Source organism: Synechococcus sp. 'PEA 65AY6A-5F PE A', from assembly GCF_047462575.1.
Classification (GTDB): Bacteria; Cyanobacteriota; Cyanobacteriia; order Thermostichales; family Thermostichaceae; genus Thermostichus.
In genome coordinates this window covers 1-1,493 of the sequence record NZ_JAOALE010000078.1, presented here as the reverse complement: position 1 = coordinate 1,493, position 1,493 = coordinate 1, and the positions used below count along the sequence as shown (strand labels likewise).

The window sequence follows — 1,493 nt, the reverse complement described above, 5'->3', positions numbered from 1 at the left end:
GGAGAGTTTGATCCTGGCTCAGGGTGAACGCTGGCGGTATGCCTAAGACATGCAAGTCGGACGGGCTGTTTTATGCAGCCAGTGGCGGACGGGTGAGTAACACGTAGGTGACCTACCCCAAAGTCTGGGACAACTAGGAGAAATCTTAGCTAATCCTGGATGTGGACATCTACTTTGGTGGATGTTTAAAGCTTCGGCGCTTTGGGATGGGCCTGCGGCGCATCAGGTAGTTGGTGGGGTAATGGCCTACCAAGCCGACGACGCGTAGCTGGTCTGAGAGGACGATCAGCCACAGGGGTACTGAGACACGGACCCCACTCCTACGGGAGGCAGCAGTTAGGAATCTTCCGCAATGGGCGAAAGCCTGACGGAGCGATACCGCTTGAAGGACGAAGCCCTTCGGGGTGTAAACTTCTGAACTCGGGACGATAATGACGGTACCGAGGTAATAGCACCGGCTAACTCCGTGCCAGCAGCCGCGGTAATACGGAGGGTGCGAGCGTTACCCGGATTTACTGGGTGTAAAGGGCGTGTAGGCGGTCTCTCAAGTCCGATGCTAAAGACCGAAGCTCAACTTCGGGGGTGCGTTGGATACTGTGAGGCTAGACGGTCGGAGAGGGTAGCGGAATTTCCGGAGTAGCGGTGAAATGCGCAGATACCGGAAGGAACGCCGATAGCGAAAGCAGCTACCTGGACGATTTGTGACGCTGAGGCGCGAAAGCGTGGGGAGCAAACCGGATTAGATACCCGGGTAGTCCACGCCCTAAACGATGAGTGCTGGGTGTCCGACATCTGTTGGGTGCCGTAGCTAACGCGTTAAGCACTCCACCTGGGAAGTACGGTCGCAAGACTGAAACTCAAAGGAATTGACGGGGGCCCGCACAAGCGGTGGAGCATGTGGTTTAATTCGAAGCAACGCGCAGAACCTTACCAGGTCTTGACATCCTGGGAACCCTGGTGAAAGCCGGGGGTGCCCGCAAGGGAGCCCAGAGACAGGTGCTGCATGGTCGTCGTCAGCTCGTGTCGTGAGATGTTGGGTTAAGTCCCGCAACGAGCGCAACCCCTGTTGCTAGTTGCCAGCAGTTCGGCTGGGCACTCTAGCGAGACTGCCTACGAAAGTAGGAGGAAGGCGGGGATGACGTCTGATCCGCATGGCCCTTACGACCTGGGCGACACACGTGCTACAATGCCTGCCACAAAGCGCTGCGACCTGGTAACGGGAAGCCAATCGCACAAAAGCAGGCTCAGTTCGGATTGGGGTCTGCAACTCGACCCCATGAAGCCGGAATCGCTAGTAATCGCGGATCAGCCATGCCGCGGTGAATACGTTCCCGGGCCTTGTACACACCGCCCGTCAAGCCATGGGAGTGGGTTTTGCCTGAAGTCGCCGGGAGCCACAGGCAGGCGCCTAGGGTAAGGCTCATGACTGGGGCTAAGTCGTAACAAGGTAGCTGTACCGGAAGGTGCGGCTGGATCACCTCCTTTCTAAGGAG

The 1,493-nt window shown here is 57.6% G+C and carries 1 rRNA gene; it reads left to right on the top strand.

What is annotated here, in order from left to right:
• Positions 1–1,485: ribosomal RNA gene (locus GG26_RS13585) — 16S ribosomal RNA — on the top strand.
• Positions 1,486–1,493 lie beyond the last annotated feature (8 nt).